At 67.3% G+C, this 24,570-nt stretch carries 26 protein-coding genes and 1 tRNA gene; 19 read left to right on the top strand and 8 right to left on the bottom strand.

The window, feature by feature from the left end:
* Positions 1 to 22 precede the first annotated feature (22 nt).
* The 3 genes from HDC96_RS13670 to HDC96_RS13660 form a co-directional block, all read right to left on the bottom strand.
* On the bottom strand, positions 23 to 1,798 hold the full coding sequence (locus HDC96_RS13670; RefSeq protein WP_179460482.1) for a peptidoglycan-binding protein: 1,776 nt from the start codon (positions 1,796 to 1,798) through the stop codon (positions 23 to 25).
* A 71-nt stretch (positions 1,799 to 1,869) separates the two neighbouring features.
* Entirely contained in the window at positions 1,870 to 2,307 is a 438-nt protein-coding gene (locus HDC96_RS13665) for a lysozyme inhibitor LprI family protein (protein WP_179460481.1), read from the bottom strand.
* A gap of 133 nt (positions 2,308 to 2,440) precedes the next feature.
* A complete protein-coding gene (locus HDC96_RS13660) occupies positions 2,441 to 2,866 on the bottom strand; it encodes an organic hydroperoxide resistance protein (RefSeq protein ID WP_019185509.1) in 426 nt (141 codons plus the stop codon).
* Between the two features lie 110 nt (positions 2,867 to 2,976).
* On the opposite strand from HDC96_RS13660, the gene HDC96_RS13655 reads away from it, so the two are divergent.
* Positions 2,977 to 3,825, top strand: a complete 849-nt coding sequence (locus tag HDC96_RS13655) for an AraC family transcriptional regulator (RefSeq protein ID WP_179460480.1) — start codon at positions 2,977 to 2,979, stop codon at positions 3,823 to 3,825.
* 260 nt (positions 3,826 to 4,085) lie between these two features.
* Positions 4,086 to 4,382: a hypothetical protein gene (locus HDC96_RS13650; RefSeq protein WP_179460479.1), complete on the top strand. Its 297-nt coding sequence runs from the start codon at positions 4,086 to 4,088 to the stop codon at positions 4,380 to 4,382.
* Between the two features lie 105 nt (positions 4,383 to 4,487).
* On the opposite strand, the gene HDC96_RS13645 is transcribed toward HDC96_RS13650, so the two are convergent.
* Positions 4,488 to 5,444, bottom strand: coding sequence for a cation transporter (locus HDC96_RS13645; protein ID WP_179460478.1), 957 nt, complete (start codon positions 5,442 to 5,444; stop codon positions 4,488 to 4,490).
* A gap of 168 nt (positions 5,445 to 5,612) precedes the next feature.
* On the opposite strand from HDC96_RS13645, the gene dusA reads away from it, so the two are divergent.
* From dusA to HDC96_RS13625, 4 genes are all read left to right on the top strand, one after another.
* The gene (gene dusA, locus HDC96_RS13640) at positions 5,613 to 6,629 is read left to right on the top strand and encodes a tRNA dihydrouridine(20/20a) synthase DusA (protein ID WP_179460477.1); all 1,017 of its coding nucleotides are present in this window, start codon (positions 5,613 to 5,615) and stop codon (positions 6,627 to 6,629) included.
* Between the two features lie 212 nt (positions 6,630 to 6,841).
* Positions 6,842 to 7,207, top strand: coding sequence for a hypothetical protein (locus HDC96_RS13635; RefSeq protein ID WP_179460476.1), 366 nt, complete (start codon positions 6,842 to 6,844; stop codon positions 7,205 to 7,207).
* A gap of 77 nt (positions 7,208 to 7,284) precedes the next feature.
* Entirely contained in the window at positions 7,285 to 7,968 is a 684-nt protein-coding gene (locus tag HDC96_RS13630; RefSeq protein WP_019185514.1) for a response regulator transcription factor, read from the top strand.
* Positions 7,969 to 7,988: 20 nt separating this feature from the next.
* Positions 7,989 to 9,413: a sensor histidine kinase gene (locus HDC96_RS13625; protein WP_176990159.1), complete on the top strand. Its 1,425-nt coding sequence runs from the start codon at positions 7,989 to 7,991 to the stop codon at positions 9,411 to 9,413.
* Positions 9,414 to 9,507: 94 nt separating this feature from the next.
* Here the strand turns inward: HDC96_RS13625 and HDC96_RS13620 are convergent, their stop codons facing one another.
* Both HDC96_RS13620 and HDC96_RS13615 read right to left on the bottom strand, forming a co-directional pair.
* On the bottom strand, positions 9,508 to 10,293 hold the full coding sequence (locus tag HDC96_RS13620; RefSeq protein WP_179460475.1) for a M90 family metallopeptidase: 786 nt from the start codon (positions 10,291 to 10,293) through the stop codon (positions 9,508 to 9,510).
* Positions 10,260 to 10,535 carry a hypothetical protein gene (locus HDC96_RS13615; RefSeq protein WP_179460474.1) on the bottom strand — a complete coding sequence of 92 codons (276 nt, stop codon included), beginning with the start codon at positions 10,533 to 10,535 and terminating at the stop codon, positions 10,260 to 10,262. Before HDC96_RS13615 ends, HDC96_RS13620 begins: the two co-directional genes overlap by 34 nt.
* 128 nt (positions 10,536 to 10,663) lie before the next feature.
* On the opposite strand from HDC96_RS13615, the gene birA reads away from it, so the two are divergent.
* From birA to HDC96_RS13580, 7 genes are all read left to right on the top strand, one after another.
* Positions 10,664 to 11,629, top strand: coding sequence for a bifunctional biotin--[acetyl-CoA-carboxylase] ligase/biotin operon repressor BirA (gene birA / locus HDC96_RS13610; RefSeq protein WP_179460473.1), 966 nt, complete (start codon positions 10,664 to 10,666; stop codon positions 11,627 to 11,629).
* Positions 11,626 to 12,363: a type III pantothenate kinase gene (locus HDC96_RS13605; protein ID WP_179460472.1), complete on the top strand. Its 738-nt coding sequence runs from the start codon at positions 11,626 to 11,628 to the stop codon at positions 12,361 to 12,363. Before birA ends, HDC96_RS13605 begins: the two co-directional genes overlap by 4 nt.
* Positions 12,364 to 12,372: 9 nt before the next feature.
* On the top strand, positions 12,373 to 13,209 hold the full coding sequence (locus tag HDC96_RS13600) for an SPOR domain-containing protein (RefSeq protein WP_179460471.1): 837 nt from the start codon (positions 12,373 to 12,375) through the stop codon (positions 13,207 to 13,209).
* A 41-nt stretch (positions 13,210 to 13,250) separates the two neighbouring features.
* Positions 13,251 to 13,326 (top strand) — tRNA-Thr (locus HDC96_RS13595).
* A gap of 93 nt (positions 13,327 to 13,419) precedes the next feature.
* Entirely contained in the window at positions 13,420 to 14,340 is a 921-nt protein-coding gene (rocF, locus tag HDC96_RS13590) for an arginase (protein ID WP_179460470.1), read from the top strand.
* 191 nt (positions 14,341 to 14,531) lie between these two features.
* On the top strand, positions 14,532 to 14,669 hold the full coding sequence (locus HDC96_RS13585) for an entericidin A/B family lipoprotein (RefSeq protein ID WP_123731139.1): 138 nt from the start codon (positions 14,532 to 14,534) through the stop codon (positions 14,667 to 14,669).
* 201 nt (positions 14,670 to 14,870) lie between these two features.
* On the top strand, positions 14,871 to 15,092 hold the full coding sequence (locus HDC96_RS13580; protein WP_019185523.1) for a CsbD family protein: 222 nt from the start codon (positions 14,871 to 14,873) through the stop codon (positions 15,090 to 15,092).
* Between the two features lie 91 nt (positions 15,093 to 15,183).
* Here HDC96_RS13580 and HDC96_RS13575 read toward each other — a convergent pair whose 3' ends face one another.
* Positions 15,184 to 15,984, bottom strand: coding sequence for a hypothetical protein (locus tag HDC96_RS13575; protein ID WP_179460469.1), 801 nt, complete (start codon positions 15,982 to 15,984; stop codon positions 15,184 to 15,186).
* Positions 15,985 to 16,092: 108 nt separating this feature from the next.
* Between HDC96_RS13575 and HDC96_RS13570 the strand changes: the two genes are divergently transcribed.
* From HDC96_RS13570 to HDC96_RS13555, 4 genes are all read left to right on the top strand, one after another.
* Positions 16,093 to 17,382: a tryptophan--tRNA ligase gene (locus HDC96_RS13570; RefSeq protein WP_179460468.1), complete on the top strand. Its 1,290-nt coding sequence runs from the start codon at positions 16,093 to 16,095 to the stop codon at positions 17,380 to 17,382.
* 170 nt (positions 17,383 to 17,552) lie between these two features.
* Complete coding sequence (locus tag HDC96_RS13565; RefSeq protein ID WP_179460467.1) at positions 17,553 to 17,882, top strand: hypothetical protein; 330 nt, start codon at positions 17,553 to 17,555, stop codon at positions 17,880 to 17,882.
* A 40-nt stretch (positions 17,883 to 17,922) separates the two neighbouring features.
* Positions 17,923 to 18,855 (top strand): MBL fold metallo-hydrolase, encoded by a 933-nt coding sequence (locus HDC96_RS13560; protein ID WP_179460466.1) that lies wholly within the window; start codon positions 17,923 to 17,925, stop codon positions 18,853 to 18,855.
* A gap of 70 nt (positions 18,856 to 18,925) precedes the next feature.
* Positions 18,926 to 20,578 (top strand): M28 family metallopeptidase, encoded by a 1,653-nt coding sequence (locus tag HDC96_RS13555; protein WP_179460704.1) that lies wholly within the window; start codon positions 18,926 to 18,928, stop codon positions 20,576 to 20,578.
* A 162-nt stretch (positions 20,579 to 20,740) separates the two neighbouring features.
* On the opposite strand, the gene HDC96_RS13550 is transcribed toward HDC96_RS13555, so the two are convergent.
* Positions 20,741 to 22,075 (bottom strand): MFS transporter, encoded by a 1,335-nt coding sequence (locus HDC96_RS13550; RefSeq protein WP_176990148.1) that lies wholly within the window; start codon positions 22,073 to 22,075, stop codon positions 20,741 to 20,743.
* A 177-nt stretch (positions 22,076 to 22,252) separates the two neighbouring features.
* Between HDC96_RS13550 and yedA the strand changes: the two genes are divergently transcribed.
* Both yedA and rarD read left to right on the top strand, forming a co-directional pair.
* Complete coding sequence (gene yedA, locus HDC96_RS13545; RefSeq protein ID WP_179460465.1) at positions 22,253 to 23,155, top strand: drug/metabolite exporter YedA; 903 nt, start codon at positions 22,253 to 22,255, stop codon at positions 23,153 to 23,155.
* The gene (gene rarD / locus HDC96_RS13540) at positions 23,152 to 24,069 is read left to right on the top strand and encodes an EamA family transporter RarD (protein WP_179460464.1); all 918 of its coding nucleotides are present in this window, start codon (positions 23,152 to 23,154) and stop codon (positions 24,067 to 24,069) included. The genes yedA and rarD overlap by 4 nt, the downstream gene beginning before the upstream one ends.
* Positions 24,070 to 24,570 lie beyond the last annotated feature (501 nt).

Raw genomic sequence — 24,570 nt, 5'->3', positions numbered from 1 at the left:
GCCCGGTCGCTGGCGGCCGGGTTCAGGCCGACATGGCCCGCGCGCCATGCTGCTGGGCCTGCTGATCCATCAGCCGCTGCTCCCGCTGTTGATCGCCGGCCTGCTGCGCGCGGGCCGCGCTTTCTTCCAGCGACTGGCCCATCGCTTCGGCGGTCTGCACCGGCGCGCTGGTGCGGTTCAACGCGGCCTCGTCGCGCAGCGCATTGGCCTGCACTGCGCGCGCCATCGAACCGTCCTGGTTGAGCTCGACGCGGTCGATGGTGTGCAGGCCGGCACGTGCGGCTTCCACCGTCAGGGCACCCGCCAGTCGCTCGCTGTGCGGGCCGTGGCTGATGCCGCGTGCCTCTTCGGCTTCATGCACGCGCATCAGGGTTTCCATATAGAGGACGTACTGGGCATTGCCCGGGTCGGACAGCGGCCGCAGCGTGGCGCCATCGCGCTGCGCGGGGTCCAGCGCAGGCGCAATGGCGGCCGGTGTCTCAATGCGTGCCGGTGCGGCCATCGCTTCGCGGGTCTGCGCGTCGAGCACGCCGCTGGGGTCCAGGCCGTGCGCCTGCTGGTAGGCCCCCAGCGCGGCGCGGCTACCGGCGCCCAGGTGCCCGTCCACGCTCAGCGCGCGTCCGTTGGCATCCGTATGTCCCTGCGCGGCCAGTGCGGTCTGCAGCTGGCGTGCTTCACGGTCGATCGCGCCCAGGGTGGCCGGCCCCGCCTTTCCATCCACCGGCTCCAGCCCATGCGCGCGCTGGAAGGCTTCCACCGCCGCGCGGGTGTCGCCGTCGAAGCGCTTGTCGGCGTTCAGGGCCTGGCCGTTGGCGGCGGTGTAGCCGAGCACCGTCAGATTGGACTCCAGCTTGCCGACCTCCTTGCCGCTGGCGCCTTCCTTGAGCACGCTCGAGGCCGCACTCTGCTGGCGCGGCGGATGGATCTGGTCGAGCGCGACGCGGATGTCCGCATCATTGCGCTCACCGGCTGGCGCGTAGTCACGACTGCTGACCTTGGTGTGGGCACGGTCCATCGCGTCCTTGTTGTTCGCGTAGGCGTCTTCGTAGCGCGCGGCGATGTCGGCGGCCTTGGGGCCATCGTAGTAGGTGTGTGTGGCGCGGATCTCGCCGGCCCTCGTGCGCAGGGCGTCGTAGTCGCCGCCGTTCTCCAGCACCTTTTCCAGCTTTGAAAGCTGGCCGGGCATCTGGTTGGCGGTCTTGGCCAGCAGGCTGATCGCCTCGAAACGGCGCTCATCGGGAATATGGCTGCCGTGCGCGTCCAGGATCGACATCGCGGTCTGGGTGGCGTTGCGCACCTGCGGGTAATCGATGTTGGCGTGGATCCACTGCTTTCCTTCGTCCGAACCGGCCCAGGCGTTGATGCTGTCGCGGGTCTGTTCGTCCATGAAGCGGATCGAAGAACGCCCGCCGAGCCCGTTGCCGTGGCTGAGCAGGTCGCCACGCAGGTCGGCGCGATCGTTGGTGAACGGCAGATTGTGCGTTTTCGCGTAGGCCTGGGCCTGGTCGATCACCGCATCCACATAGGTTTTTTCGCCCGCCGCCAGCGGACGATCGCCGATCGCGCCGACCGGCCAGGTACCGCGCTGGCCGAAATCTACCTGGATCGCGCCGAGGCTGTAGCCGCTGTTCTGCGCGACGCTGCTGACCTCGCCCCAGTCCGGCTCGCGGGTACCGCGGGTGATGCCTGCGATGGACAGATGGTACGACGCCGGGCCGCCTTCGGTGCCACGGCCTACCGCGAAGTAGACCGCGCCGGAGGTGGCATCCAGGTTGCGGGTATCGATGTTGTCGGGCATGGCTTACTTCCTTGTTTCTGTGCAATCGGGGGGGCGGCCGGGGCCGGGTCAGCAGTCAGCGGGGCGCGGCCTCAGTCGAGCAGGTCGACGTAGCCCTGCAACTGGTCCGCACGGGCGCCAAGGCGGCGCATCTCGATCTCGCTTCCCTGCAGGTTGCCGGGCTGGGTGCTGTCGAAGATCCGGGTTTCCAGCTCGCCGTCGCGCTTGCGCGACTCCAGCCAGGCACGCTGCGCCGCAACCAGCTTGGCTTTGCCGGCGGCGTCGAGTTTGCCCTGAAGATCCTTGTAGACCCGGTTCAGACGCTGATCCTGCAGCTTGGTTTCCTGCGAGATGCACGCTGCCTGTGCGATCGCGCCCTGGGCGCGCTGCTGGCAGGTGGTGAAGGAGGCACTGATGCCCTTGCCGGGCTGCGCCGTGGAGACCGGCGAGCGCGCCATCGCCGCACCGCTGGCGATCAGCGCGGTCAGCGTGAGGCCGACCAGAAGGGACTGTTTGAACTTCGCCTGCATGCCTGATTCCTTCATTCCATTGTCCGGCGGGCAGTATACGAAGCAATCCTGACTCACGGCATCACGGCGCGCACACACGCGTACGGCCGGGACAAGGCCCGGCCGTACGTGGATTGCAGGCGCCTTGGGTGGCTCAGACCACGGTCAGCGTCACATCGATGTTGCCGCGGGTCGCGTTCGAGTACGGGCACACGATGTGCGCCTTCTGCACCAGTTCTTCGACCTGCTCGCGCGGCAGGCCCGGCACCGAGATCTCCAGTGCCACTTCGATGCCGAAGCCGGTCGGGATCTGGCCGATGCCGACCTTGCCGGTGATCTGCGTTTCGGCCGGCAGGGCGACCTTGGCCTGGCCGGCCACGTACTTCAGCGCGCCCAGGAAGCAGGCCGAGTAGCCGGCCGCGAACAGCTGCTCCGGGTTGGTGCCCGGGCCGCCGGCGCCGCCCAGCTCGCGCGGGGTGGAGAGCTGGATGTCCAGCACGTTGTCGGAAGAGACGGCGCGGCCGTCGCGGCCGCCGTTGGCAGTGGCCTGGGCGGTATACAGAACGTTGGCAATGGACATGGGACTCTCCTGCGGAATGAAAGGGGTGGGCCAGATGGCAGGTGTACTTTGCGCGCCTACCTCGTACTTGTGGCAACATTTCGTCCAGAAAACTTGATCTGGAGTCCGCCATGGTCGATCGACTGCAATCCCTGTTGGACCGTTTCGCAGTCTCGGCCGAGGTCTTCCACGCCGGCGCGCTGTGCGGCATCAACGATCTGCCGGCCGACGGCGAGCGCGGCCAGCTGCATCTGATCCGCGACGGCGAGGTGCGTGTCGAGCACCCGGATGGCAGCACGCTGCAGATCAGCACGCCCAGCGTCCTGCTGTACCCGCGTCCGCTCGCGCACCGCTTCGTCACCGATGCCACAAGGGGTGCGGATTTCGCCTGCGCCCACCTGCAGTTCGAAGGGGGCGCCAACAACCCGGTCGCCGCGGCACTGCCGCCGATCGTCTGCCTGCCGCTGGAGGGCTTGTACGGCGGCCAGCCGGTGCTGTCACTGTTGTTCGAAGAAGCGTTCGCGCAGCGCTGCGGCCGCCAGGCGCTGCTGGATCGCCTGTTCGAGGTGGTGCTGATCCAGATCCTGCGCGCGCTGATGGAGAGTGGCCAGATCCGCGTCGGCCTGCTCGCCGGCATGGCCCATCCGCGGCTGCGCCACGCGCTGGTCGCCATGCACGAAGCGCCGGCCGACGAGTGGACGCTGGAGTCGCTCGCGCAGCGCGCCGGCATGTCACGCAGCGCCTTCGCCGACAGTTTCCGCGACACCATCGGCAGCACACCCGGCCACTACCTGCAGGGCTGGCGTACCCGCCTCGTGCAGCAGGCGCTGCGCCGCGGCCATCCGCTCAAGCGGATCGCGATCGATGTGGGCTACGGCAGTGAGGCGGCATTGTCGCGCGCGTTCAAGGCGCATACCGGGCAGTCGCCGCGGCAGTGGAAGCATGGGGCGCAGTGCAGCCGAACGAAAGCGAGCAGATGACGACACGATGGTTGTCGTCAACAACTTGATGATCTGCTTCTCTGCGCTGTCGACCTAGAGGCGCGTTTTTGGAGCGGGACAACGCTGTCTGCGCTGAGTTTCGGTCTCCACTCACCAATTTGCGGCATCACGTTATGCATGGAGGCAGGAATCAGCAGTGCAGTGAAGCATCAGATTCGTGACTTTGTTCCGTTGAAAGGCATCCGATGTTGCTAGCTTCCGCGCATCCCGGCCAAGGAGTGCGACAAGGAAAATCAGCCATGATTATGAATATTCTTTTCGCAATCGCGTTCACGGCTACTGCGATCTACGTCTTTCTCTTCTTCCGGTTCGCTTGGAAGTTTAGAGCGACGTATCCAGATGCATGGAGGCAGCTGGATTGCCCGGAAACGTTTGGTATACAGGGGCAGGTGACCTATCTGTGGCTAATTCTAGGGCGTGAAAAAAGGGTGCGGTTGAGTGATTTTCGCGAAATCAATGGGGCGGTCGTCCCCATTCGCATCTTCCTTCTGATTTCTTTCCTGGCATTCGGCGTTGTGGCCTTCATGACAGGGTAGGGCCGGGCTCAGGGCAGTGTCGTGCAAGACGCTTCTTGACTTGATTCTCCCTCTGAGAGGGGAGCCTATAGCAGTCATGGTCAGTCAAAGACACTGAGGACAGCTCTAGATCGCCCACTCCCGATCCGTCGTGAACATGATCGTCAGCCAGCGGTCCGGCGACTCCTCGCCCAGCGCCTCGCCGATCTCGTCGCGCAGCCGGTCCCATTCGATCAGCGGCCGCGGCGGATCGTCCGCGCGCGCCACGAAGAACAGTTCGATCTGCTCACCGCGTCCGACCTTGGCCACGTAACTGCGGTACTCCAGGAAACCGTGCCTGGCCACGATGTCGCGCGCCACCGCGTCGACATGCGCCTGCAGGTCCAGCGGCGTGATCAGCAGGATGTCGGACAGCGCTTGGCGCACCGTGCCCAGGGGCGCCACGACCACGAACAGGCAGACCACCAGCAGGATCGCCGGATCGATGTACGGGACCAGCCACGCCCACTCGGTGCCGCCCAGCACATAGCCGCCGACGAAGGCGACCAGGTACGCGGCCGACATGCTGGCCGCGACCACCCAGTTCTTCGCATCGAGCGCGATGAAGTCCGAGCCGATCGACCGGTTCGCACGGCGCACGAACAGCGCCAGCCCGGTTTCGGCCACGATCGAGATCACCGCGAACAGGATCGCCGGCCCCAGCGCGATCTCGCGCCCGCCGGACATCAGCGCATCGACCGCATTGACCGCGGCATACAGCGCGGCCCCGATCATCAGCGTGCCGCTGACCCCGAGCACGATCGGCTCCAGATGCCAGAAACCCATGGTGAAGCGCTGGTTCAAGCGCGACTGCAGGGTATCCACGTGGGTCGACAGGCTGATCAGGCGCACCACCAGCAGCGACAGCCAGGTCATCACCACGTCGATCAGGCCATAGATGCCGTCGAAGATGATCAGCGAGGAGTTGGCGAGCAGGCCGAAGGCCACTGCGGCCGCCGCCATCGCCAACGAGGCTGCGATCGACAGGCGCAGCACGCCTTGTTCGGTGGTGGGGTCGAAGCTGGGCAAGCGGAACGCGGGCATGGATGTCTGGGAGGGACGTGCAGGGCTGCATTGTCTACTGCCGTCGTTGCAGGCGTGTACTCCCTACGCGGTCCCGGGGTCGTCGGCCCCACGGGCAGCGTTCATTGTAAGGGGGTAAACTATTGATTGCGCTGGTATTGCCAGTGAATCCAGATAGCCCCGCGCCCCATGACCCAGCCCATCACCGACGCCACCGCGCGTTACGCCGCCTCCCTGCGTCTGTCCGTCGCTCCGATGATGGACTGGACGGACCGCCATTGCCGGTATTTCCACCGGCTGCTGGCACCGGGTGCACGGCTGTATACCGAGATGGTGCACGCCAACGCGGTGATCCACGGCGACCGTGAGCGCCTGCTCGGCTTCGATGGCAGCGAACATCCGCTCGCGCTGCAGCTCGGTGGCAGTGATCCGGCCCTGCTGGCCCAGGCCGCGCGCATCGCGCAGGAGTGGGGCTACGACGAGGTCAATCTCAACTGCGGCTGCCCCTCCGACCGGGTCCAGGCCGGGCGCTTCGGTGCCTGCCTGATGCGCGAGCCGGCCCTGGTCGCCGAGTGCGTGGGCGCCATGGTCGCAGCGGTGGACATCCCGGTGACGGTAAAGTGCCGCCTGGGCGTGGATGACGACAACGACTACGAAAACTTCGTTAACTTCGTCGATCAATCGGACAACGCCGGTAGCGCGATGTTCGTGGTGCATGCGCGCAACGCGTGGCTGAAGGGTCTCTCGCCGAAGGAAAACCGCGAAGTGCCGCCGCTGCGTTACGACTGGGCGCACCGTCTCAAGGCCGACCGCCCGCAGTTGCAGATCGTCCTCAACGGCGGTCTGGCCACGGTCGAGGCCGCGCAGGCCCAGTTGCCGGGGCTGGACGGGGTGATGCTGGGCCGTGCGGCTTACCACGACCCCTACGTGCTGCATCAGCTGGAGGCGGCCCAGACCGGTGCCGCGCTGCAGTCGCGCGAGGCGCTGCTGCGCGCCATGCAGCCGTACATCGAGGCCCAGCTGGCCCGCGGGCTGGCGCTCAAGCACATCACCCGCCACCTGCTGGGGCTGTTCCACGGCCAACCCGGTGGGCGTGCCTTCCGCCAGATCCTGAGCGAAGGCTCGCACCGCGTCGGGGCAGACTGGAGCCTGATCGACCAGGCGCTGGCGGTGACCCGCGCCCAGGCCGAGCGCGTCGCAGCGTGAACCGCATCACCCTGTCAGCTTGACAAGGGCCGCGCTTTGGCCGCCAATGTTCACTTAGATGAACAAAGCGGGGAGGCAACCGGAAAAGTTCAGACCGGATTCACTGGCTAAAACCAAGAATTCGCTAAAGATTCGTAAAGCGCCGGCCCAGGCTGGCGGTTGCCGATTCACAACTTTTGAACGTTTAGCCGCGCTCCGCTAGGATCAGACCGATGTTCTCCGTGACCCGCCACCGCCGCATCGCTGCCCTCGCCCTTCTGGCGACGGGCGCAGCTGCTTCCGCCAGTGCGTGGGCGCAGATGCCGCCGGAAGCGGCCCGTGCCGAGATGATGCGCACCGCCGAACGCGGTGGCCCGCAGGAGCGCTCGCTGTCCGATGCGGTCCGTCGGGTGCAGCGGACCACCGGTGGACACATTCTCGGCGCCGAGCGCGTGCCCTTCGACGGGCGCGACATCAACCGGGTCAAGTACATGGATGACCGCGGCCGCGTCCGCTATATGGACGATCCCGCGACATCGCGTTCACAGCCCCGCACGCCGCGCTCGGATATGTCATCACTACGCGGCGATAACCCCTGAACAGGGATAGTTGTCCGCAGTCATCTGCATTACCCACTGGCCCCATGGGGCCATACCCAGGACACTAGGGAGAGTTCATGCGTATCCTTCTGGTCGAAGACGAAGCCCCGCTGCGGGAAACACTGGCAGCCCGGCTCAAGCGCGAAGGCTTTGCCGTCGATGCTGCGCAGGACGGTGAGGAAGGTCTGTACATGGGCCGCGAAGTACCGTTCGACGTCGGCATCATCGATCTGGGCCTGCCCAAGATGTCGGGCATGGAACTGATCAAGGCGCTGCGCGACGAGGGCAAGAAGTTCCCGGTGCTCATCCTGACCGCGCGTTCGAGCTGGCAGGACAAGGTCGAGGGCCTCAAGCAGGGCGCCGACGATTACCTCGTCAAGCCGTTCCATGTCGAAGAGCTGCTGGCCCGCGTCAATGCGCTGCTGCGCCGTGCGGCCGGCTGGAGCAAGCCCACGCTGGAGTGCGGCCCGGTCGCGCTGGATCTTGCCGCGCAGACGGTCAGCGTCAACGGCAGCAACGTGGACCTCACCAGCTACGAGTACAAGGTGCTGGAGTACCTGATGATGCATGCCGGTGAACTGGTCTCCAAGGCCGACCTCACCGAACACATCTATCAGCAGGACTTCGACCGCGACTCGAACGTGCTGGAAGTCTTCATCGGCCGCCTGCGCAAGAAGCTCGATGCCGACGGCGAACTCAAGCCGATCGAAACCGTGCGTGGCCGCGGTTACCGCTTCGCCATTCCGCGCAACGAAGGCTGAGCTGCGGCTGGCGATAGATGATGTCCGGCCGTCTGTGGTTCTTTAAACGCTGGCGGCCGCGCTCACTGCAGGCGCGCCAGCTGTTGGCCGCCTCGGTGGGCCTGGTGGCCTTCCTGGCCCTGGCCGGCTACGCGCTGGATGCCGCCTTCGCCGATACCGCGAAGGCCAACCTGCGCGAGCGGCTGAAGAACTACGCCACCGCGTATGCGGCCGGCATCGATTTCACCCGCGACCGCTCGCTGTACATCCGCGAGCAGCCGCCGGATCCGCGCTTCGACGTTCCCGGCAGCGGCCTCTATCTGCAGGTCGTGATGCCCGACGGCAAGGGCAACTCCATGTCCGCCGAAGGCCCGATGCTGCCGACCGAAGGCGGCGGCATGCTGGCCCCGCGCCAGGAAGTCTTCGAAGGCCCGTTGCCGATGATCCAGATCGACGGCAGCGAGGGCTCGGCCTACCGCTATGGCATGGGCCTGGTCTGGGATGCCGACGCCGACCCGGCCACCGAATTCCCGTACACGATCTACGTGCTCGAAGACTCACGCGCGCTCGGCGCACAGCTGCGCGTGTTCCGCGGGCGGGTGTGGTTCTACCTCGGCGGCATCGGTCTGATCCTGCTGCTGCTGCAGACGGTCATTCTGCAGTGGAGCCTGCGCCCGATGCGGCGCGTGATCAACGAACTGACCAAGGTCCAGCGCGGTGAAACCGAGCGCATGAGCGAACGCCATCCGCGCGAGCTTGAGCCGCTGACCGACAGCATCAACGCCTTCATCGAGAGCGAGCGCGAAAACCTCGAGCGCCAGCGCAACACCCTGGCCGATCTCGCGCACAGCCTGAAGACACCGCTCGCGGTGCTGCGCACGCAGCTCGACAGCGGCGCACGCGACGAGGATCTGCGCGAAGAATTCGACGTGCAGCTGCGACGCATGAACAACCTGGTGTCCTACCAGCTGGCGCGCGCGGCGTCGTCCGGCCACAAGCTGTTCTCCGCCCCGCTGCCGATCGAGTCCAACGCCGAAGAGATCGTGCGTGGCCTGGAAAAGGTCTATGCCTCCAAGGGCGTGCTGTGCGAGTTCGACATCGATCCGGCCGCGCGTTTCCATGGCGAGCCCGGCGATCTGCAGGAACTGCTCGGCAACCTGCTGGAGAATGCGTTCAAGTGGGCCAAGCGCCGCGTGCTGCTGACCGCGCATCCGTTGCCTGCACCGGGTGCGCGTCGCGCCGGCCTGGTGCTGTCGGTGGATGACGATGGCCCGGGCATCGCACCGGAGGACATCGCCAAGGTGCTGCAGCGTGGCGTGCGTGGCGACGAGCGCGTGCAGGGCCACGGCATCGGTCTGTCGATCGTGCAGGATCTGATCAAGGATTACCGCGGCGAGCTGCAGGTGAAGCGTTCGCCGGAGCTGGGTGGTGCACGCTTCGAAGTGAAGTTGCCGCCGGGGCCTTGAAGGCCGTACCGACCAACGGTCGGTACCTACCGATGGCCCGTACCCCGGCATTCCCACGGGACAGGTAGCCCACGACCGTTGGTCGTGGCGCACCTCACCGCATCAGCGGCGACGGACCATAGAACCGCTGCAGATGCCCAGCCACCGCCGGCATCTCGCGGGCCAGCAGCGCCGGTGCGGAGAAGTGGTACTCGCTGACCACCGCGAAGAACTCCTCCGGCGCCTCGGACGCATACGGATCGATCTGCGTTTCCCGACCCTGGTCCACAACAGCGTAGAACGCGTCATAGGCCTGCTGGAAATCCGCCGCCCACTGTTTCTGCCACGCACGTGGCAACGGCGGCGTGCCGTCGATCGCGCCGTCCAGCGCATCGATCTTGTGCGCCATCTCATGTACCGCCACGCAGAACCCGGCCTCGGGATCGGCGATGTCGGCCTGGATGTCGGCCCACGACAGGATCAGCGGGCCGCTGTCCCAGGATTCGCCGATCAGCGCATCGTCCCATTCGTGCAGCACGCCGGCGGCATCCACCTGGCTGCGGTGCACGCGGAACGCGTCGGGATAGACGATGAGCTGCGACCAGCCGCGCAGGCCGACCTCACCCAGCTCCAGCAGCGGCAGGCAGCACAACGCGGCCAGCAGCACCCCATCGGCGGCGTCCAGCTGCAGTCCGGCGGCCGGGCTGATGGTTTTCTCGTGCAGGAAGCGGGCGGCGAGGGCGCGCAGGCGTTCGCGGCGGGCAGCATCCAGCTGCCGCAGCCAGGCGGCGCGGTGGCAGGTGGTGTCCCAGAGGGTGGGGTCGATCTCGCGTGGCGTGCGTCGCAGCCAGCCCAACAGTCGTTCGATCAGCGGAACATACCCGGCAGGAAGCTGTGCCACTTCGGCGCGCGCAGGCGCGGCAACACGTCCTCATCGCCGCCGCCGCCGGTGCTGGTCCCGCTGCCGGCGCTGGGCTTGACCGTGGCGGGTGCGGCGGACGCCGATGCCGATGCAGGCGCACTGCGCTCGCTTTCACTGGGCGAATAGACACACGCGCCGCGACCCGCCGTGGTGAGCGCATCGGAAGCATGCGCGGCCAGCGGGGCCATCAGGAGGAGCAGGCAATGGGCGAACGGGCGCATCGTCAACATCCAGCGGCGGGTGAAGTTCTCGATTCTAGCCCGATTCCGCCGGGGGATTGGAAGGCCCCGGGCGGGCGCTGGCGGCGGCTTTCCCGCATACTTTTCCCGTTTACCCGATGGAAGCTGCCGTGGACGACCGCCAACTGCTGGCCAAACTGGGCGCCGGGCGCCTGTCCGGCGACGCGCTGGCGCGCGAACTGGGCCAGACCCGTGCCGCGATTTGGAAGCGGATTCAAGGACTTAGGGCAGCGGGCGTCGATATCGACGGGCGCGCCGGTGACGGCTACCAGTTGCAGCAGCCACTGGAACTGCTGGACGCCGACGCGATCCAGGCCGCGCTGCCAGCCCCGGCCGCGCGCCAGCTCGCTTCCCTGCAGGTGGCCTGGTCGGTGGCGTCAACGAACAGTGAATTGCTGCGCTGCAGCGCGCCGGAGCGCGGGACGATGGTCCTGCTGGCCGAGCGCCAGACCCGTGGCCGCGGGCGCCGCGGACGGGCCTGGGCCTCGCCGCTGGCGGCGCACATCTATCTCTCCGTGCTGCGTGGCTTTGCCGGTGGCCTGTCGCGGTTGGGCGGGCTGAGTCTGGTCGCCGGGGTCGCGGTAGCCGAGGCGCTGCGCGAGGCGGGCTTCCGGGATGTCGCGCTGAAGTGGCCGAATGACCTTGTCGTCGAGGGGCACAAACTCGGCGGCCTGTTGATCGAGGGCGGCGGTGAGTTCGCCGGCCCCGCGCGTGCGGTGATCGGCCTGGGCGTCAACGTGCGCATGCCCCCCGCGTTCGCCGCGGAGATCACCCAGCCCTGGACCGATCTGGACACGCTGTCCGGCGCGCAGACGTCGCGCAACGCGGTGGTCGCACGCATCCTCGCGGTCCTGCTGCCGGCATTGGACGCGTTCGAGCAGGACGGCCTGGCGCCGTTCCTCGCGCGGTATGCCGCGTTGGACAGCCTGGCCGGGCGCGAGGTGCAGGTGGAAGAAGGCGGCGTGCTGTTCGCCGGCACGGCGCTGGGTCTGGCCGACGACGGAGCGTTGCGCGTGCGCATCGACGGCAGCGAACGGGTTTTCCATGCGGGCGAAGTCAGCGTGAGGGCGCAATGAGCGACTGGTTGTTTGATCTGGGCAATTCGCGCTTCAAGTTCGCCCCGCTGCAGGGCGTGCGCGCGGGCGATGTGCAGGCATGGCCGCATGGCGCCGAAGCGATGCCCGCCGCGGCACTGGATGCGCTGCCGTCGGGCGACACCGCCTATGTCGCCAGCGTCGCAGCGCCCTCGCTGACCGCCGCCATGCTGGATGTGCTGCAGGCGCGCTTCCGCCATGTGCGCGTGGCGCGCACCGAAGCAGAGTACGCCGGAGTGCGGATCGCCTATGCCGATCCCGGCCGCTTCGGCGTGGACCGTTACCTGGCGCTGCTGGCCGTGGCGGCGCGGGGCCAGGCTGTGTTGATCGCCGGCGTGGGCACCGCGCTGACCATCGATCTGCTCGATGCCGATGGCCAGCACCACGGCGGCCGCATCTCGGCCTCGCCGACCACCATGCGCGAAGCGCTGCATGCGCGGGCGGTGCAGCTGCCCGCGGCCGGCGGCGACTACAGCGAGTTCGCCAATGACACCGCCGATGCGCTGGCGTCCGGCTGCGATGGTGCAGCGGTGGCGCTGATCGAACGCAGCCGCGTACAGGGTGGCGAACGGCTCGGCACGCTGCCGCACCTGCTGGTCCACGGGGGCGGTGCACCCGCCCTGCTGCCGCTGCTCGGCCATGCCGAATTCCAGCCTGCGCTGGTGCTCGACGGGCTGGCCCGCTGGGCCGTGCATCAACCGCCGTCGGCAGGCTAGGATCAGCCGATGCTCACCCGTGCCCTGATCGTCGTCCTGGTCATCCTCAACCTCGGTGTCGCGCTGTGGTGGCTGCTGCGCGGCGAACCAGTCAGCGAACCCCCGGCCTCGCCGGTCGGCGTAGCGCAGCTGGAAGTGCTGCCGCCCACGCAGGCGCCCCCCGCGGCGGCGATACCGACGAACAACGCGCCCGCGCTGCAGGACGTGACGCCGGCGTCGGCCCCGGCTGCGGCGCCGGTGGCGCAGCCGCCGGTGACCCCCGAAGTGCCGCCCACCGCCGTGGCTGCCACGCCCGCGCCCACGCCTGCAGCTACTGCTGTCGCCCCCGCTACTGCCGCCCCGGCGGTCGCCCCACCTGCACCGGTCCCGCCACCGACCGCGCCTGCCCAATGCGTCAGCCTGGGGCCCTTCGCCGACCGCGCGACGGCCCAGGCCGCCCAGTCCCGCGCCGGGAGTGCCCTGCGCGCGGCCCGGCTGCGTGAGGTCGCCGATGCCGGCGCCACCCGTTACCGGGTGCTGCTGCCGCCCGCCGCCAGCCGGGAAGAGGCGCAGGCCACGGTCAAGCGCATCGTTGCGGCCGGGGTGAGCGATTACTACATCATTGCCCAGGGCGAGGAGACCCATGCCATCGCGCTGGGCCAGTACCGCAACCGGGAAGGCGCGGATCGCCGCCTGGCGGCGCTGAGTGCGGCCGGTTTCAAGGCGAAAATGGTCGCCAGCGGTGGCGATGGCAGCGCGCAGTGGTGGCTGGATGCGACCCTGGCAGCGGGTACAGAGGCCGCCGCGGCACGCCAGCGTAGCGGCGCAGCCCAGCAGCGCTCGCTGGAATGCGCGCGCGTGCGCTAGAATCCCGGCTCCGCGACGGGTCGTCCCGCCGCGATGCCGATGCCGGCATAGCTCAGTTGGTAGAGCAACCGCCTTGTAAGCGGTAGGTCCCCAGTTCGAATCCGGGTGCCGGCACCATTGCTGCACGGTCGATGACGGCTGCTGCAGCGCCGCGAGTCGTATCACCTCGCGCTGGCTATGCTGTTCCTCTTTGCAATGGAGGCAACAGCGATGGCGATGTATTCCCCGGTTTCCCTGATTGGCGTGCCCACCGACATCGGGGCGGGCCACCGTGGCGCGGGTCTGGGACCGGACGCCCTGCGCATCGCGGGCCTGGGTGATGCGCTGATCGCGCGGGGCGTGGAGGTGCGCGATCTCGGCAACCTGGACGGTCCGCGCAATCCATGGACGGCACCGGTGCAGGGCTATCGCCATCTCGACGAGGTGGTCGCCTGGAACCGCGCGCTGATGGACGCCACCTACACCGAACTGCAGGCCGGCCGCATGCCGATCATGCTCGGCGGCGACCACTGCCTGGGCATCGGCTCGATCACCGCGGTCGCGCGCTGGTGCCGAGAGCAGGGGAAGGACCTGCGCGTGCTCTGGCTGGACGCGCATTCGGACTTCAACACCAGCGAGGTCACCCCGTCGGGCAATGTGCACGGCATGCCGGTGGCCTGCCTGTGCGGGCTTGGCCCCGATGCGTTGACCCGGCTCGGCGGCGACGCCCCGGCGATCCGCCCGCAGCAGGTGCACCAGATCGGCATCCGCTCGGTGGACCAGGAGGAGAAGCGCCTGATCAAGCAGCACCAGGTCGATGTCTACGACATGCGCTACATCGACGAAGCCGGCATGAAGCGCACCATGGAAGCGGCGCTGGCCGGCATCGATGCCAACACCCACCTGCATGTCAGCTTCGACGTGGACTTCCTGGATCCCAGCATCGCGCCGGGCGTGGGCACCACGGTGCCGGGCGGGGTCAACTACCGCGAGGCGCAGCTGGTGATGGAGATGATCGCCGACACCGGGCGCATGGGCTCGCTGGACATCGTCGAGCTGAATCCGCTGCTGGACAACCGCAATGCCACGGCCGAACTGGCGGTGGATCTGGTCGAAAGCCTGTTCGGCAAATCGACGCTGATGCGCGATTGAGAACTTCTGGCTGAACAGCGTTTTCCTGCATTCACATCCGCTGCACGCCGCTCCAGCCAGATTGCACGTCACGCGGCGCCGTGTGTTTCGACCCACGGCACTGCAGGTCAGGAAGGGGAGCTGCGCTGGCGTGCTCTCCTGACAGGCGGGACCGGATTTCGGTATTGAATTTGAACAACCAGGAGAACCCCATGAAGCGTGTTATCGCACTGATGCTGTTGTCGATGTTCTCGGTGGCCATGCTGTCCGGCTGCAACACCGTTGCTGGTGCAGGCAAGGACGTGCAGAAGGCCGGTGAATCGGTCGAAGACGCTGCCAAGGGCAACTGATCCGCGGATCAGCAGTCAACGAAAAAGGCCGGGAATTCCCGGCCTTTTTCATGTCCGCGGGATGACAGTGCGGACGGATGCCGTAGTGAATCATTCAAGCTCGTGAGCATGCGTTTCATCGCCGCTTGACCGTGCGGCAACGCGCGGTGGCGCAATCTGGTCCCACGGCGAGATGGCCGTTGCAATCAAGGAAGCGAACCCATGAACAAAGACATCATTTCCGGCAAGTGGACGCAGCTCAAGGGCAAGGCGCAGGCCAAGTGGGGCGACCTGACCGACGACGATTTCAAGGTGGCCGAGGGCAATGCCGAGTACCTCGCAGGACGCCTGCAGGAACGCTATGGCTGGGCACGCGACCGTGCTGAAACCGAAGTCCGCGACTTCGAAGCGGCCATGCGCAAGGATTATCCGGATTACCACTGATTTGTGATCCGTCGCGACGGCGCTGCCGTCGGGGGTTGAAACCGGAACGGGCCGCGAGAGCGGCCCGTTTTTTCATGTGCTTGGTCCGGGATCAGCGATCGCGGTACGGCGGCGGGTCCGGCACGTACTGGCCGGGGAAGGCCTGCGGCTCGTCGCGCGGCGGCGTGCTCCGCCGTGGAAGGATCCCGCGTGCTCTCAGGTTGCGCTCACTGTCGTAGCGGACCTGCAGCTGCTGTGCAGGAGCCGCCGTGGCGCGCTCGAAGGCGGTGTTGCGCACGCGCGATGCCTCGCGCTGGCCATGGCCGGTGCCCAGTTGGGGGGCGGGTGCCGAGGAGCCGGTCACGCGTGCGCTCTCCATCGTCGCTGCGCGCGCCTGCGGGCGTGCCTTGGCATCGGCCGCGCCGGCCACCGCGGGCGCCGCTTCCCAGGACACCCGCCCGGCTTCGTGGAAGACCGCCACGCCGATCACCCCGATGTTGTCCGGGCGCCCGGTACGGGCCGCATAGCTGCGGTCCGGATCGGTGAACACGAACTGGGCGACCTCGTCGGAAGATTTGCGCCAGCCGTGGATATCGGTGGTTTGCCACGGGTTGAGCACATAGCCGGTCTGGCCGGGGGCAGCCACCTCGCCGCTGATGGCATTCAGGCCATCGACCGAGAGCACGACCAGCACCCGCTCGGCGCTGCCGTTGCGCAGGCGCACGCTGTAGCGATGGCCCTGCTGCCCTGCCACCCAGCGCTCGCTGCCCTGGCGGTACTGGGTGAGGGCCTGGCCGCTGTCGCGGTCGATCACGGTCAGGTGGACGGGCCCGGTGTCGTAGCGCAGAGAGGGCGCCGGCTTGAAGCCGCACAGGGCCAGCACGGCAAGCAGGGGCAGGATCAGGCGTTTCATGGCAGGGCTCCGCAGGGCAGGTGCAGGATCAAACGCACGGGCCGGGCCAACGGGGTCGAGCGCGGGCAGGTAAACTAGGGCGGTTCATCTGTCCGCATTGATTCCCCCATGACTACCCGCGTCCTTACCGGCATCACCCCCTCCGGCACGCCCCACCTGGGCAACTACGTCGGCGCCATCCGTCCGGCGATCACCGCCAGCCAGGCCTCGGATATCGAGAGCTTCTTCTTCCTGGCCGACCTGCACAGCCTGATCAAGGCGCAGGAGCCGGAGCGCACCCAGCGCTCCACGCTGGAGATCGCGGCGAGCTGGCTGGCGTGCGGGCTGGATCCGGACAAGGTGTGGTTCTACCGGCAGAGCGACATCCCGGAAACCACCGAGCTGATGTGGTTCCTGACCGTGATCGCCAGCAAGGGCATCCTCAACCGCGCGCATGCCTACAAGGCGGCCGTGGACAAGAACCGCGAGGAGCAGTTGGATGATGACGCCGGGGTCAGCGCGGGGTTGTTCATGTACCCGGTGCTGATGGCGGCTGACATCCTGATCTTCAAGGCCAACCGCGTGCCGGTCGGCCGCGACCAGATCCAGCATATCGAGATGGCGCGCGACTTCGCCCAGCGTTTCAACCACGTCTACGGCCAGGAATTCTTCCCGCTGCCGGAGGTGGTGATCGATGAGCAGGTCGCCACGCTCGCGGGCCTGGATGGCCGCAAGATGAGCAAGAGCTATCACAACACCATCCCGCTGTTCGCCCCGCGCGCGGAGCTGAAGAAGCTGGTGTTCGCGATCCTCACCGATTCGCGCGCGCCCGGCGAGCCGAAGAGCACCGAAGGCTCGGCGCTGTTCCAGATGTACCAGGCCTTCGCCACCCCGGAACAGACCGCTGCGTTCGCGCAGGCCTTCGCCGACGGCATCAGCTGGGGCGATGCCAAGCAGCAGCTGTTCGAGCGCATCGACAGCGAGATCACCCCGCTGCGCGAGCGCTATGACGCGCTGATGGCCGAGCCGGAAAAGATCGAGGCGCTGCTGCGCCGTCGTGGCCAGCAACTGCGCGAGCAGTTCGCCGTGCCGCTGCTCAAGGAGCTGCGCCATGCGGTCGGCCTGCGCGATCTGTCCACCGCCGGTGACGTGCCCAGCGAGGAAAGCGAGGCCGTGCGCGCCGCACCGCCGCTGTTCAAGCAGTACCGCGAGAAGGACGGCCGTTTCTACTTCAAGCTGCAGGCCGGTGACGGCACGCCGCTGATCCAGAGCGAAGGCTTCGATTCGCCGCGCGATGCCGGCCAGCTGATCGGCGTGCTCAAGCAGACCGAACATGGCGACGGGCTGCAGAGCGAGCTGTTCAAGCTCGAGGCCGAGGTCGACGTGGTGCTGGCTGCACTCCAGGCGCTGCGCGGGTAACGCCTGCCGCTGCCCGGCGACCAGGTGACCGCAGCATCACGTAGTGCCGGCCGCTGGCCGGCAACCAGGCGAACGCCCCATCACGCAGGCATCGACCGTGGGTCGATGGAACCGCTATGGCATGATGCCCCTGCACGCCGCAGGGGCGTGTTCCTGCACGGGAGACTGCGATGGCCTGGTTGTCGTTGTTGTTGTTCCTGCCCTGGTTCGTGCTGCTGGGCACGCTGTACTGGCTGTTCCCGCGCCAGCCGCGTGGCACCGCGCGCCGCCTGTTCGATGGCGCCGCGCTGGTCCTTGCCTTCGTGCTGAGCATCGTGGCGATGCTGTGGGGCCACCACATCGGCGTGGTCCAGAACGATGCCGGGCCGATCTGGCGGCAGGTACTGGCGGTGCTTTATGCCTACGGTGCGTTCCTGGCGGTGATGGTCGCTGCGGTGCTGCTGCGCGGACCGCTGCTGGCCGCCACTGCGACCAAAGCCGCATCGAAGCCACTGCACTGATCGACGTAAGATGGGGGCGTTTCGTGCCAGGGATGTGTTGATGCACTCCGACCCCAGCATTCATACGATCGACACCGCGTTCCAGCGCGATGATTTCGACGCGGCCTACCTGATCGTCGAGAACGGCCGGGCGGCCTTCATCGATTGCGGTACCGGCCTGGCCGTGCCCGCGATGCTCGCCGCATTGACGCGCGCCGGCTGCGTGCCGGAACAGGTCGATTGGCTGATCCTGACCCACGTGCATCTGGATCATGCCGGCGGTGCCGGCCTGCTGATGCAGCAGCTGCCCAATGCCACCCTGGTCGTGCATCCGCGCGGCGCGCCGCACATGGTCGATCCGACCCGCCTGATTGCCGGGGCCACCGAGGTCTATGGCGAAGCCGAGATCGCACGCAGTTATGGCCCGGTGCTGCCGGTGCCCGCCGCGCGCGTGGTGATTGCCGAGGATGGCCACACCGTGGATCTGGCCGGGCGCGCACTGCTGTGCATCGATACCCCCGGACACGCGCGCCATCACCTGTGCGTGTGGGATGCACGCAGCCGCAGCTGGTTCACCGGCGACACCTTCGGGCTGTCCTACCGCGAGCTGGACAGCGCACAGGGCGCCTTCATCGTGCCGACCTCTTCGCCTGTCCAGTTCGATCCGGAGCCGCTGAAGCAGTCGATCGCGAAGATGCTGGCCTACGATCCGCAGGCCATGTACCTGACCCACTACGGGCCCGTGGCACCGCCGCGGAAACTGGCGGCGGATCTCGTCGAGCAGATCGATGCGATGGTCGAGATCGGTCGCCAATGCGATGGTCGCCCGGACCGGCATCGCTGCCTGGTGGCGGCGCTGACCGCGCTGTACCTCGAACGCGCGCAGGCTCACGGTTGCCCGCTGGATGACGAAGCGGTGACCCGGGTGCTGGCGATGGACATCGAGCTCAACGCGCAGGGCCTGGCCTGCTGGCTGGATCGCGATCGCCGCTAGTGCACGGTCATGGAGGTGTCACGTTACACTCCGGTGTCCCGTTTTCGTCCTGGTGTCTGCCGTGAATCCGATGCGCATGCTGCTGCTGTCGTCCTGCCTGTTCGTGGGCGGCCTGGCCCACGCCGCCAATGATCTGCCCGGTGGCGGCATCGATCCGCAGGCCCTGTCGCGGCATGTGCGCATCCTGGCCTCGGACGAATTCGAAGGCCGTGCCCCGGCCACGCCCGGTGAAGAGCGCACGGTCCAGTACCTGATCGAGGAATTCAAGAAGTACGGTCTGCAGCCCGGTGGCGTCGACGGCGGCTGGGTGCAGCCGGTACCGATGGTGCGCGCACAGGTCGATGGTCCGGTGCGCGCGCAGCTGCGCCAGAAGGGCAAGCAGCGCGCCTTGGCCAATGGCGAGGACGTGACCCTGCAGAGCCTGCGTCCGCAGGATGCGGTGGCGATCAAGAACGCACCGCTGGTGTTCGTCGGCTACGGCATCGATGCGCCCGAGCGCCACTGGAACGATTACAAGGACGTCGACCTGCACGGCAAGATCGCCGTGGTGCTGATCAATGACGCCGATTTCGAGGCCGACCAGCCGGGCGCGTTCGATGGCAAGGCCGTGACCTACTACGGCCGCTGGACCTATAAATTCGAGGAGGCCGCACGCCGCGGTGCGCAGGGCGTGCTGATCGTGCACGAGACCGCGCCGGCCGCGTACGGCTGGGCCACGGTAAAGAGCTCGGGCACCTCGCCGCTGTTCGATATCGAACGCACCCGCGAGCAGGCCCTGGCCCAGCACGTACCGGTGCGCGGCTGGATGCAGCGCAGCCTGGCCGAGCAGTTGTTCCGCGACGCGGGCCTGGATTTCGAGGCCGAGAAGCGCCGCGCCATGACCCCGGCCTTCAAGCCGGTGGCCCTGGGCGATGCGCAGCTCTCGGTCGACTTCAAGCTCAAGCGCGAGCAGGTGATCACCCGCAACGTGGTGGCCAAGCTGCCCGGTGGCGCGCATGCCGATGAAGCGGTGATCTTCTCCGCGCATTGGGACGCGTTCGGTATCGGCCAGCCCGATGCCAAGGGCGACCGCATCCGTCGCGGCGCGATCGACAACGCCACCGGCGTGGCCACCGTGCTGGAGCTGGGCCGCGTCTTCGCTGCCGGCCCGCAGCCGCAGCGCACGCTGTATTTCGTGGCGTTGACCGCGGAAGAGAAGGGCCTGCTCGGCGCCAGCTATTACGCCGCGCACCCGCTCGCCCCGCTCGACAAGACCGCGGCGGTGCTCAACATCGAAATGTTCAGCCCGGATGGCCCGACCCGCGACATCGCCTCGTGGGGCAACGGCCGGGTCTCGCTGGAGGGGGACCTGGAGCGCGTGGCCAAGGCACGCGGCCGGACCTACTCGCCGGATCCGAACCTGGAAGCCGGCTTCTTCTACCGCGCCGACCATTTCGCCTTCGCCCGCCTCGGCGTGCCGGCGATCACCATCGGCCCGGGGCTGGACATGCGCGAGGGTGGCGTCGAAAAGGGCCGTGAGCTGCGCGATGCGTATTTCGCCGCCTGCTACCACCAGGCCTGCGATGCCTGGACCCCGGGCTGGGACCCGAGCGGCCACGCTGCCGACACCCTGCTGGTCTACGACCTGGGCGCGGAACTGGCCAACAGCCGTCGCTGGCCGCAGTGGGAAGAAGGCTCCGAATTCCGCGCCGAGCGCGAGAAGACCGAGTCCGCGCGCCGCTGATGTAGGGGTGGATTGCGGGATCACCGCATCCGCCAGCAGAACCAAAGCCCCCTGAGTCAGGGGGCGGCCGCGTAGCGGCGGGGGTCTGGGTGTTGGTAAGAAGGGGCCCGCGATTTGCGCAGCAAAGCGTGGGGCGTCAGCGCGTATGCGATGGCGCGTCCCCTACTTGCGCGTGCCATCGAGCCAGTTCGGGCCCTTGTTGGTCAGGAAGAACATGTAGACCACCAGCGATACCGCGATGATCGCCGTGACGTACACCGCGAACATGCCGACCTGGCCGGTCTTCAGCGCACCCTGGTACAGCAGCGGCGCGGTGCCACCGAACAGCGAGTTGGCCATCGCATAGCCGAAGCCCACGCCCAGTGCGCGCACATGGGTGGGGAACAGCTCGGCTTTGACCACGGCGTTGATCGAGGTGTAGCCGGTCAGGATCACGAAGCCGATACCCAGCACCAGGAAGGCCATGAACGGATCGTGCTGGTTGGGCAGTTCGGTGATCAGGTACCAGCTGTACAGCACGCCGCCGATGCCGAAGAACACCAGCAGGCTCTTGCGCCCGACCATGTCCGACAGCCAGCCGCCGATCGGCTGCAGCACCATCAGGAAGGTCAGCACGCCGAGGTTGATCATCGTGCCGGTCATGACGTCATCGCCCGCGAACGCGCTCTGGATCATCTTCGGCCCGTTGACCGAATACGTATAGAACGCGACGGTGCCGCCGGCGGTGATCAGGAAGCACAGCAGCAGCGGACGCCACTGGTTGACGAACAGCTCACGCATCGAGCCGGAGGCCTTGGCGCGGCCATCGCGTGCGGCTTCGATGGAATCGGTCTGCAGCGATTCGTCCATGCTCCGGCGCAGCCAGAACACCACGATCGCCGCGATGCCGCCGATGCCGAACGCCACGCGCCAGCCCCATGCGGAAATCTCCGGCTTGTCCCAGAAGGTCAGCATGCCCAGCAGGGTCAACTGCGCCAGCACGTGGCCACCGACCAGGGTGACGTAGTGGAACGAGGACAGGAAGCCGCGCCGGCCGGGGATGGCGGCCTCGGACATGTAGGTCGCACTGGTGCCGTACTCACCCCCGGTCGCGAAGCCCTGCAGGAGGCGCGCGAACAGCAGGATCACCGCTGCCCAGATGCCGATCTGCGAGGCGGTAGGGGTGATCGCGATCAGGAACGAACAGGCGGCCATCACCGTGACCGACACCGTCAGCGCCAGCCGGCGGCCGTAGCGGTCGGCGAAGCGGCCGAAGTACCACGCGCCGATCGGGCGCATCAGGAAGGTGGCGGCGAAGATCGCCCACACATACATCGTGGAGTTCTTGTCGGCGGCCGAGAAGAACTGGGATTCGAAGTACACCGCGAAGACCGAGTAGACGTAGACGTCATACCACTCGACCAGGTTGCCGGCCGAGCCTTTGAGGGTGTTGGAGATGGAGCGCCGCAGGGCGGCCCGTTCGGGGTGTGCCGCGGTGGCGGGGACGGAAGTGCTCATGCAGGGTAGGGGTCCTGGCTGGGAAGCGTTGATGGCTCTTGTTACCTTACCGCACGTCAAAAACGGGTGCGTGTCAGGCATCACGCGGCGGCCCGGTGAAATCAGCGTGCCAGCACAAGGGGTGCCGCGCCATCGGCAACCGCCTAGAATTCGGGTTCCCCCGCACCGTGGTGGCCCATGGCCGTCCTACCCGAATCCCCGTCGGCCGCTCCCCGCAGCGGCCTGGTCGTCCTGGCGCTGCTGCTGGTGTACGTGGTCTGGGGGTCCACCTATCTCGGGATCCGGCTGGCGCTGGAAGGCGGCGCGCTGCCGCTGACGATGGTCTCCGGCGGCCGGTTCATCATCGCCGGCTCGCTGATGTACGCCGTGCTGCGCTGGCGTGGCTCGCCCGCGCCGACCCGGCGCCAGTGGCGCAACCTGGCGATCATGGGCCTGACCATGCTGGTGCTGGGCAACGGCATGGTGGTCCTGGCCGAGCGCACGGTGTCCTCGGGCCTGGCCGCGACCGCCGTGGCCTCGGTGCCGCTGTGGATGGCCCTGTTCGGCGCGATGCGCGGGCAGAACGCCAGCCGCGGCGAGTGGCTGGGCATTGCGATCGGCTTCCTCGGCGTGGTCTGGCTCAACGCCGGCAGCAGCCTGACCGCCTCGCCACAGGGCCTGATCCTGCTGCTGATCGCGCCGATCGGCTGGGCCTTCGGCTCGATCTGGGCGCGCGGCCTGGACCTGCCCAGCCCGTTCATGACCGCCGCCGGGCAGATGCTCTGCGGTGGCGCGATGCTGATCGTGCTCGGCCTGCTCAGCGGCGAACGCCCGACCACGTGGCCCAGCATGAATGGCCTGCTGGCAGTGGCCTACCTGTGCATGTTCGGCTCGATCGTCGCCTTCACCGCGTACGTGTGGCTGCTGCACAACGTGCGTCCGGCGCTGGTGGCCAGCTATGCCTACGTCAATCCGGTGATCGCGGTGATTCTGGGCGTGATCATCGGCAACGAGCATTTCGGTGGGCGTGACCTGCTGGCAATGGCGGTGATCCTGGCCGGCGTGGTGGTGCTGACCCTGGCCCGGACGCGCGCGAAGTGAGCCTGCCTGCGCAACACAGCCTGCAGGAGCAGCGCCGCGGCTTCGCGATCACCGCCTTCACCTTCACCCTGTGGGGCCTGGTGCCGGTCTACTGGCACCTGCTCAAGGCGGTGCCGTCGCAGCAGATCATCGCGCACCGCATCATCTGGAGCACGGTGCTGGTGGTGGCCTGGCTGCTGCTGAGCAACGGGATGGGCTGGTGGAAGGCGATCGCGGCCCAGCCGCGCGCGCTGCCGACGCTGGCGCTGAGCAGCGTGGCGATCGCGTTCAACTGGGGTCTGTACATCTGGGCGATCAATGCCGGTCACGTGATCGAGACCAGCCTGGGGTACTTCATCAACCCCTTGGTGAGCGTGGTGCTCGGCGTGGTGGTGCTGAAAGAGCGCCTGCGCCGCCTGCAGTGGCTCGCGGTGGCCTGCGCGGCCCTCGGGGTGGCATGGCTGACCGTCGATGCGGGAACGCCGCCCTGGATCGCGCTGGGGCTGGCCTGTTCGTTCGGGCTGTACGGGCTGCTGCGCAAGATGATCTCGGTGGATCCGGTGGCCGGCCTTGGGATGGAGAGTCTGTATCTGTTCCTGCCGGCGATCGGGTTCGCGCTGTGGAGCGAGAATGGGCACGGCGGGGCGTTCTTCAGTGGGTGGGGTTGGCGCAACGATGCGCTGTTGATCTTCGGGGGGGCGGTGACGGCGTTGCCGTTGATCGGGTTTGCGTACGGGGTGAAGCGGATTCCGCTGTCGCTGGTCGGGATCCTGCAGTACATCGCGCCGAGTATCGGCCTGCTGTTGGGGGTGTTCTTTTTCCGCGAGCCGTTCGATACGGCGAAGGCGGTGGGTTTCGCCGCGATCTGGACCGGGCTGCTGCTGTTCATCGGCGACGGTGTTTGGCGGTCGCGGGTTGGGGGTTTGAAAGGCTGAAAGCGTTGAAGCCTTGGGCTGGGGGATGGCTGGCTGGGCAGGGTGTGGGTGGGTGCGCGGGACCCGCCGTGAACCCATCCATGGGGGCTCATATGCCGCCATCCATGGCGGCATATGGTCCCGCACACCCACCCACACCCCGCCTCCGACAATTGGTTGGTGGCCTAGGCAAAGCCAAGGGCGGTCTGGCACTGCGGCGCCATTTCTGCAGCGCCGAGGGGCCTATTGATTCGGTGGGCAATGCCGGTGGAAGCTCAGCCAAGACAGCGCGCAGGCAGCAGGGTTGAGCGAGCTGGAGCCAGGCGGAGGCTTGTTGAACAGGCCGACTAAAGTTCAGCAGAGCTAAGCCAAACCAATCAGCGCAGGGCTCATCAACGCCGAGCAGATCAAAGCAGAGCAGAGCAGAGCAGATCAAAGCAGAGCAGAGCAGAGCAGATCAAAGCAGAGCAGAGCAGAGCAGATCAAAGCAGAGCAGAGCAGAGCAGATCAAAGCAGAGCAGC

This window comes from Stenotrophomonas sp. JAI102 (assembly GCF_013409105.1).
GTDB lineage: Bacteria > Pseudomonadota > Gammaproteobacteria > Xanthomonadales > Xanthomonadaceae > Stenotrophomonas > Stenotrophomonas maltophilia_AA.
Note: the sequence above shows the minus strand (reverse complement) of the source record. Positions and strands in the feature narration are given on the sequence as shown.

What these genes read in the sequence shown, in the direction of transcription:
- HDC96_RS13670 (WP_179460482.1), bottom strand. Translation starts at nt 1,798, where the DNA reads ATGCCCGACAACATCGATACCCGCAACCTGGATGCCACCTCCGGCGCG.
- HDC96_RS13665 (WP_179460481.1), bottom strand. Translation starts at nt 2,307, where the DNA reads ATGCAGGCGAAGTTCAAACAGTCCCTTCTGGTCGGCCTCACGCTGACC.
- HDC96_RS13660 (WP_019185509.1), bottom strand. Translation starts at nt 2,866, where the DNA reads ATGTCCATTGCCAACGTTCTGTATACCGCCCAGGCCACTGCCAACGGC.
- HDC96_RS13655 (WP_179460480.1), top strand. Translation starts at nt 2,977, where the DNA reads ATGGTCGATCGACTGCAATCCCTGTTGGACCGTTTCGCAGTCTCGGCC.
- HDC96_RS13650 (WP_179460479.1), top strand. Translation starts at nt 4,086, where the DNA reads ATGATTATGAATATTCTTTTCGCAATCGCGTTCACGGCTACTGCGATC.
- HDC96_RS13645 (WP_179460478.1), bottom strand. Translation starts at nt 5,444, where the DNA reads ATGCCCGCGTTCCGCTTGCCCAGCTTCGACCCCACCACCGAACAAGGC.
- dusA (WP_179460477.1), top strand. Translation starts at nt 5,613, where the DNA reads ATGACCCAGCCCATCACCGACGCCACCGCGCGTTACGCCGCCTCCCTG.
- HDC96_RS13635 (WP_179460476.1), top strand. Translation starts at nt 6,842, where the DNA reads ATGTTCTCCGTGACCCGCCACCGCCGCATCGCTGCCCTCGCCCTTCTG.
- HDC96_RS13630 (WP_019185514.1), top strand. Translation starts at nt 7,285, where the DNA reads ATGCGTATCCTTCTGGTCGAAGACGAAGCCCCGCTGCGGGAAACACTG.
- HDC96_RS13625 (WP_176990159.1), top strand. Translation starts at nt 7,989, where the DNA reads ATGTCCGGCCGTCTGTGGTTCTTTAAACGCTGGCGGCCGCGCTCACTG.
- HDC96_RS13615 (WP_179460474.1), bottom strand. Translation starts at nt 10,535, where the DNA reads ATGCGCCCGTTCGCCCATTGCCTGCTCCTCCTGATGGCCCCGCTGGCC.
- HDC96_RS13605 (WP_179460472.1), top strand. Translation starts at nt 11,626, where the DNA reads ATGAGCGACTGGTTGTTTGATCTGGGCAATTCGCGCTTCAAGTTCGCC.
- HDC96_RS13600 (WP_179460471.1), top strand. Translation starts at nt 12,373, where the DNA reads ATGCTCACCCGTGCCCTGATCGTCGTCCTGGTCATCCTCAACCTCGGT.
- rocF (WP_179460470.1), top strand. Translation starts at nt 13,420, where the DNA reads ATGGCGATGTATTCCCCGGTTTCCCTGATTGGCGTGCCCACCGACATC.
- HDC96_RS13585 (WP_123731139.1), top strand. Translation starts at nt 14,532, where the DNA reads ATGAAGCGTGTTATCGCACTGATGCTGTTGTCGATGTTCTCGGTGGCC.
- HDC96_RS13580 (WP_019185523.1), top strand. Translation starts at nt 14,871, where the DNA reads ATGAACAAAGACATCATTTCCGGCAAGTGGACGCAGCTCAAGGGCAAG.
- HDC96_RS13575 (WP_179460469.1), bottom strand. Translation starts at nt 15,984, where the DNA reads ATGAAACGCCTGATCCTGCCCCTGCTTGCCGTGCTGGCCCTGTGCGGC.
- HDC96_RS13570 (WP_179460468.1), top strand. Translation starts at nt 16,093, where the DNA reads ATGACTACCCGCGTCCTTACCGGCATCACCCCCTCCGGCACGCCCCAC.
- HDC96_RS13565 (WP_179460467.1), top strand. Translation starts at nt 17,553, where the DNA reads ATGGCCTGGTTGTCGTTGTTGTTGTTCCTGCCCTGGTTCGTGCTGCTG.
- HDC96_RS13560 (WP_179460466.1), top strand. Translation starts at nt 17,923, where the DNA reads ATGCACTCCGACCCCAGCATTCATACGATCGACACCGCGTTCCAGCGC.
- HDC96_RS13555 (WP_179460704.1), top strand. Translation starts at nt 18,926, where the DNA reads ATGCGCATGCTGCTGCTGTCGTCCTGCCTGTTCGTGGGCGGCCTGGCC.
- HDC96_RS13550 (WP_176990148.1), bottom strand. Translation starts at nt 22,075, where the DNA reads ATGAGCACTTCCGTCCCCGCCACCGCGGCACACCCCGAACGGGCCGCC.
- yedA (WP_179460465.1), top strand. Translation starts at nt 22,253, where the DNA reads ATGGCCGTCCTACCCGAATCCCCGTCGGCCGCTCCCCGCAGCGGCCTG.